The organism is Pseudomonas sp. 2VD (genome assembly GCF_005503585.1).
Lineage (GTDB): Bacteria > Pseudomonadota > Gammaproteobacteria > Pseudomonadales > Pseudomonadaceae > Pseudomonas > Pseudomonas aeruginosa.
Window position 1 is genome coordinate 1 of the sequence record NZ_SCND01000329.1, and the last position, 6,674, is coordinate 6,674.

Genomic DNA, 6,674 nt, shown 5'->3' on the forward strand with positions numbered 1-6,674 from the left:
GACCTGAGACTTGATGGCCAGTCCGTCGGTCGCCAGGACCTGCCCCTTGAGACTGTTGTCCAGTGTCTTGGCGATGCGCAGGGTCAAAGCTTCGCTGCTGATCAGCCGCCCGCCCTGATTGTTCAGTGTGTTGGCGGCGAGGGTGAAAGCACGGTCGCTGGATATCTCTCCGCCGACGCTGTTGTCCACCATGCCGAGTTGGCGCAGCAGGAGCGCGCCAGGCGTTGAAACCAGACCGAGGTCGTGGTTGTCCAGGGTGCCACCGTTGAGGTCGAGGGTGACACCGCGCTCGCCGACCAGCGAGCCTCCCCCCTGCTGAAGCAACCCTTTCAGGTTGGCGTCGAGCGTACCCTTGGTGCTGATCCGTCCTTCCCGGCCGTTGTCGACCAACCCGGCGACCAGGGTGACGCCCGTATTGCCGCCAATGGATCCCTTCTGACTGTTGTTCAGGGCTCCGGTACGAATGGCCACAGCCCCTTTCGCACTGACCAGGCCCGCACGGCTGTTGTCGAAGCCAGTGCTGTTCAGGGTGGCTCCAGCATCGGTCACCAACCTGCCACCCTGGTTGTTCAACTCGCCCCGGCTGGTAACGAGCAGGCTACCCGCACTGGAGAAAGTCCCCGCCTGGTTATTGACCTGGTCGGCCTTCACTGTCAGCGACCCTTCGCTGACCAGTGCACCGCTCCCCTGGTTGTCCAATGCACCACTGAGCGTTACATCCACCAGGCGTTGGCTGCTGAGCAGGCCGCCATCGCCATTGAGCAGTTCCGCGCCGTCCAGGTGCAATCCATCGCGACTGGCGAGCACACCCTTGGCCTGGTTCAGCAGGCGCTGCACGGTTAGGCTCAGCTCACTGTCGCCGATCACCTTGCCCCCCCGGTTGTCCAGTTGTTCCCGGACAGCCAGAGCCACCTTGGCCACGCTGGATATTTCCCCACCGCGGTTATCGATCTGGCGTGCCTCGGCGGTGACCCCGCCATCGGCGCTCACCAGGCCGCCATTGCGGTTATCCAGGCTATCGGCGTCGAGAGTCAGCGTTCCCTGACTGGCCAGTTCTCCACCCTGCTGCTCCAGGGTGCCAACCGTGACCTGCAGATCGCCCTTCGCGGCAATGCGCCCCTTGGCGCTGCTCACCTGCTTGGCGGTCAGATCCAGGGCGCCTTCGCTGACCACGCGGCCTGCCTCGTTCTCCAGGCGGTTCACCCCGATGCGTGTATCGCCCTTGCTACCAACGATGCCGCTATGGTTGTCGAAGACGAGTGCAGCGACATCTAGCCCTCCGCTTGCGGAAAGAACGCCTTGGAGGCTGTTGTCCAGTGCCTGGGCGATGCGCAGGGTCAGGGAGTCGCCGCTGATCACGCGGCCACCCCGGTTGCTCAGCGCGGTCGCGGCGAGGGTAAAGCTTCGATCGCTGGAGATCTCGCCACCGCCACTGTTGTCCACGACACCCAGTTGCCGCAGCAGCAAGGCTCCAGGCGTGGCGATCAGGCCCTGAGCACGGTTGACCAGTTCTCCCCCGCGCAGATCGAGCGCGATGGCCGTATCGCTGACCAGCCTGCCGCTGCCCTGCTGATCCAGCCCCTTCAGGTTGGCATCGATCGCACCCTTGGCAGTGATCCGGCCGTTCTGGCTGTTGTCCACCAGGTCCGCGACCAGCGCGAGCCCGGCACCGCTGCCTATGCCGCCCTTCTGGCTATTGTTGAGGCTGCCAGTACGGATCTCCGCGGCCCCCTTGGCGCTGACGATGCCGCCCTGGCTGTTGTCGAGGCTGGCGCTGCGCAGGACGGCACCGGCGTCGGTGACCACCCTGCCCCCCTGGTTGTTCAACGCACCCTGGCTGGAAAGCGACAAGGTCCCGGCGCTGGAGACTGCACCGCCCTGGTTGTCCAGCCGACCGCTCTTCACGCTCAGGCGTCCCTGGCTGCTCAAGCTGCCCGCCTGATTGCCCAATACGCCGTCCAGAATGACGTCGATGCTTTGCTGGCTGCTGAGCAGGCCGCCGTTGCCATTGAACAGTTCGGCGCCATTCAGGCGCAGCCCATCACGACTGGCGAGTACCCCGCCGTCCTGGTTGAGTACCCGTGGCGCGACGAGGCGAAGTCCGCTATCGCCGATGGCCTTGCCGCCTCGGTTGTCCAACTGCTCGGCGACGTCCAGTGTCACCTGGCCCGGGCCGGCGATTTCGCCCGCACGGTTGTCGATCCTCCGGGCGGAAACGGTCAGGTTGCCATCAGCACTGACCAGACCGCCGCTGCGGTTGTCGAGGCTATCGGCCTCGAGCATCAGCGCACCCTCGCTGCTCAATTCGCCACCCGCCTGGTTAAAGGCTGTCACGCTGGCGTGCAGGTCACCCCTGGCCGCGATCCGTCCCCTGACACTGTTCGCTCGCTCGGCAGTCAGTTTCAGACGACCTTCGCTAAGCAGGTCGCCGTCATCGTTTTCCAAACGGGACACGTCGATATCGACGGCGCCCTTGCTGCCGATGGAGCCACTGCGGTTGTCCAGGGCAAGCGCCCGGATATCCAGGCCTCCGGTGCCGGAGAGAACACCTTCGAGGCTGTTGTCCAGAGCCTGGGCGATGCGCAACGTCAGTACACCGCCGCTGCGCAGGCGGCCACCCTGGTTGGTCAGCGCGGAGGTGGTGAGTGTGAAGGCTCGGTCGCTGGAAATTTCCCCGCCGCTGTTGTCCACCATGCCGAGTTGGCGCAGGAGCAAGGTTCCAGGCGTGGCGATCAGGCCCTGAGCGCCATTGGCCAGGGTTCCCTCGTTCAGGTCGAGTATGATGCCGGCATTACTGACCAGCCGCCCTTTCCCCTGCTGATCGAGTCCCTTGATATTTGCGTCGATCATGCCTTTGGCAGTGATCCGACCTTCCTGGCTGTTATCCACCTCAGTAGCAATCAGGCCGAGCCCGTCATTACTGCCAAGATTGCCTTTCTGGCTGTTGTTCAGAACCCCGGTATGGATCTCCGCCGCAGCGTTGGCACTGATGATCCCTGATCGGCTGTTGTCCAGGCTGGCGCTGGTCAGGCGCAGGCTGGAGTCCGTCACCAACTTGCCGCCACGGTTGTCCACCGCCTCCTGGCTGCTCAGTCTCAGCGCACCGGCGCTGGACAGAGTGGCGTCCTGGTTGTGTATGCGCCCGGCGCTCACCGTCAGGGTACCGTCGCTGAGCAGCGCGCCCTTGCCCTGATTGTCCAGCACGCCGTCCAGAGTGACCTCTATATGTCTCTGACTGCTGAGCAGTCCGGCATTGCCATTGAACAATTCGGTACCACTCAGGCGCAGCCCATCGCGGCTGGCGATTACTCCCTTGTCCTGATTGAGCACGCGTGGCGCGGTGATGCCCAGACCACTGTCAGCAACGACTTTGCCGCCACGGTTGTCCAGTTGCTCATTGAGATTCAGCGTCGCCACGCCCTGGCTGGCAATCTCGCCGGCACGGTTGTCCACCTGCCGGGCATCGATGACCACACCTCGGTTGCCGGCGATGCGACCAGCGCCGTTGTCGACTTTGTCGGCGTCGAGGGCCAGCGCGCCCTGAGTCGTCAGCTCTCCCCCGTTCTGCACCAGCGCACCGAGTTTGGCACGCAGATCATCCTTGGCGACGATACGCCCCTTGGAATTGTTCGCCTCATCGGCCGCCAGCTTCAGGCCGCGTTCGGCGATCAGCGTGCCAGCGTCGTTTTCCAGGCGGGTCACACCGATATCGATGGCGCCCTTGCTGCCGATGGAGCCACTACGGTTGTCCAGGACGAATGCCTGGATATCCAGACCTCCGGCGCCGGAGACAATCCCCTCGAGGCTGTTGTCCAGGGCCTGCGCGATACGCAAGGTGAGGGCTCCGCCGCTGAGCAGGCGTCCCCCCTGGTTGTTCAACGCGGAGGTGGCAAGAGTGAACGCGCGGTCGCTGGAGATTTCCCCACCGCTGTTGTCCACCAGGCCGAGTTGGCGCAGGAGCAAGATGCCAGGCGTGGGGATCAGGCCTTGGGCGCGATTGACCAGGCTTCCCTGGTGCAGATCGAGCGTAATGCCGGTATCGCTGACCAGATTGCCCCTGTCATGCTGGTCCAACCCTTGGAGAGCCGCATCGATCGCACCCTTGGCGGCGATCCGGCCCGCCTGGCTGTTGTCTACCCGAGCGGCGACCAGGGTGAGTCCCGCATCGCTGCCGATACTGGCTTTCCGGCTGTTGTTCAGGTTGCCGGTAAGAATCTACACGGCCCCCTTGCCACTGATCGCACCGGCCTGGCTGTTGTCGAGGCTGGCGCTGCTCAAGCTAAGTCCGGCGTCGCTCGCCAGTCTGCCGCCCTGATTGTTCAGGGCGCCCTGGCTGGTCACTGCCAATGCCCCTGCGCTGGATAGCGTACCGCCCTGGTTGTCGAGCCGGACTGACTTCACCGTCAGGAAGCCCCGGCTGTCCAGGCCGCCGGCTTGGTTATCGAACGCACCGGCCAGGGAGACGTCGATACCCTTCTGGCTGGACAGCAGGCCCCCCGCGCCGTTGAACAACTCCGTAGCACTCAGGCGCAGCCCATCGCGGCTGGCGAGTACCCCCTTGTCCTGGTTGAGCACGTGCGGCGCGGTGATGCCCAGACCACTGTCACCGACGATCTTGCCGCCACGGTTGTCCAGCTGCTCAGTGAGGTTCAGCGCCACCACGCCCTGGCTGGCAATCTCGCCGACGCTGTTGTCCACCTGCCGGGCCGTGATGTCCACGCCCTGGTTGCCAGCGATACGGCCAGCGTTATTGTTTAGGATGCCCAGGTCGAGAGTCAGCGAGTCCTGACTGGTCAGTTCTCCTCCCTTCTGGCTCAGCGTGCCAACCTTGGCATGCAGGCTACCATTGGCGGCGATACGCCCCTTGGAACTGTTCGCCTCATCGGCCGCCAGCTTCAGGCCGCGTTCAGCGATCAGTGTGCCAGCGTCGTTTTCCAGGCGGGTCACACCGATATCGATGGCGCCCTTGCTGCCGATGGAGCCACTACGGTTGTCCAGGACGAATGCCTGGATATCCAGACCTCCGGCGCCGGAGACAATCCCCTCGAGGCTGTTGTCCAGGGCCTGCGCGATACGCAAGGTGAGGGCTCCGCCGCTGAGCAGGCGTCCCCCCTGGTTGTTCAACGCGGAGGTGGCAAGAGTGAACGCGCGGTCGCTGGAGATTTCCCCACCGCTGTTGTCCACCACGCCGAGTTGGCGCAGGAGCAAGATGCCAGGCGTGGCGATCAGGCCTTGAGCGCGATTGACCAGGCTTCCCTTGTTCAGATCGAGCGTAATGCCGGTATCGCTGACCAGATTGCCCCTGTCATGCTGGTCCAACCCTTGGAGAGCCGCATCGATCGCACCCTTGGCGGCGATCCGGCCCGCCTGGCTGTTGTCTACCCGAGCGGCGACCAGGGTGAGTCCCGCATCGCTGCCGATACTGGCTTTCCGGCTGTTGTTCAGGTTGCCGGTACGAATCTCCACGGCCCCCTTGCCACTGATCGCACCGGCCTGGCTGTTGTCGAGGCTGGCGCTGCTCAAGCTAAGTCCGGCGTCGCTCGCCAGTCTGCCGCCCTGATTGTTCAGGGCGCCCTGGCTGGTCACTGCCAATGCCCCTGCGCTGGATAGCGTACCGCCCTGGTTGTCGAGCCGGACTGACTTCACCGTCAGGAAGCCCCGGCTGTCCAGGCCGCCGGCTTGGTTATCGAACGCACCGGCCAGGGAGACGTCGATACCCTTCTGGCTGGACAGCAGGCCTCCCCCGCCGTTGAACAACTCCGTAGCGCTCAGGCGCAGCCCATCGCGGCTGGCGAGTACCCCCTTGTCCTGGTTGAGCATGCGTGGCGTTGTGATGTCCAGGCCACTGTCACCGACGATCTTGCCACCGCGGTTGTCCAACTGTTCGCGAGCGCTCGCCACCACCCTCGACGTGCTGGAGATATCGCCCGCTCGGTTGTCGATCAACCGAGAGCTCAAGTCGAGATCCTGGCCGGCGACAATGCGACCGCTGCGATTATCGAGCCGATCCGCCTTCAAGAGCGTACGGCGCTCGCTGACCAGCTTGCCGCCCGCACTGTTGTCCAGACGAGCGACCTCGATGTCCATGTCTCCCTTGCTGGAAAGGAGACCGGCACTGCGATTGTCCAGTGCGGCAGCCTGGACCTGCAGTTCGTTCAGGCCGATCACCTGGCCGCCACGGTTGTCGAGATCGCCACGGGTCTTGACCACGGCGCGGTCCCGGCTCTGCAACAGGCCGTCCTGGCGGTTGTCCAGGCTGCTCGCCTCGACCCGCAGTTCGCCCTCGGCGAGCAGCTTGCCGCCACGGTTGTCCAGGTGCCCGGCGTCGACCCGGACGGTCGCCCCCTTCAGGCTGCCGCCCTGGTTGTCCAGCGCCTGGCTCGCCTTCGCTTCCAGCGCGCGGCTGGCCACCAGGCTGCCGGCGTTGCGCAGGGTGCCGCTGCGCAGCTCGAGGTCGCCGCGCGCGTTGCGCCGCTCGTCTGGCTCGACGCCGGCTTCGATCACCCCGGCGTTGTCGATATGCGCCGCCTCCAGCGCGATGCGTTCGCGCGCCGCCAGGCTCTGCCGGTTGACCAGTTCCTCCGCGCTGCGGATCTCGGCGCTGCCACCGGCGTAGGTCTTGCCGTTCAGCTCCACGGCCTGGGCCGCGATCTTCAGGTCGCCCTGGCTGGAGG

At 64.9% G+C, this 6,674-nt stretch carries 1 pseudogene; it reads right to left on the reverse strand.

Annotated elements, in window-relative coordinates:
• A pseudogene (gene tpsA1 / locus FFS27_RS25970) lies at nucleotides 1-6,674 on the reverse strand (two-partner secretion system exoprotein TpsA1); the annotation flags it as partial.